This window comes from Mesorhizobium sp. M4A.F.Ca.ET.090.04.2.1 (assembly GCF_003999085.1).
Classification (GTDB): Bacteria; Pseudomonadota; Alphaproteobacteria; order Rhizobiales; family Rhizobiaceae; genus Mesorhizobium.
The window spans coordinates 1-447 of sequence record NZ_RZOT01001027.1 but is presented as its reverse complement, the minus strand read 5'-3'; the positions used below and the strand labels follow the sequence as shown (position 1 = coordinate 447).

1 protein-coding gene is annotated in these 447 nt (G+C 73.4%); it reads left to right on the top strand.

What is annotated here, in order from left to right; genetic code table 11:
* Positions 1-447, top strand: a 447-nt coding sequence (locus tag EN781_RS33875) for a tyrosine-type recombinase/integrase (RefSeq protein WP_145965845.1), incomplete at both ends; no start/stop codon positions are given.

Genomic DNA, 447 nt, shown 5'->3' with positions numbered 1-447 from the left:
GCGCGGATTCCTCGCCGCCCGCCGCAACGCCGGCGCCGGTGCCCGCACGCTCGGCCGCGGGCTGGCCGGTATCCGCTCGCTGCTGCGCTTCCTCGAACGCCGCGGCCTCGCCAATGCTGCGGGCGCGGCGGCGCTGCGCGCGCCGCGCCAGCCGAAATCGCTGCCCAAGCCGCTGACGGCGAGTGATGCAAGAGACGTCGTCTCCGTCGAAGGCCAGCTGGCGGAAGAGCCCTGGATCGCCGCCCGCAACGCCGCCGTGCTGACGCTGCTCTACGGCTCGGGCCTGCGCATTTCCGAGGCGCTCGGCCTCGCCGGCGCCGAGCTGGTGTCGGAGACGGACACGGTGCTGCGCATCATCGGCAAGGGCGGCAAGACCAGGCTGGTGCCGGTGCTGCCGGTTGCCTTGCGCGCGGTCGCCGAATACCACCGGCTCTGCCCCTTCCATAT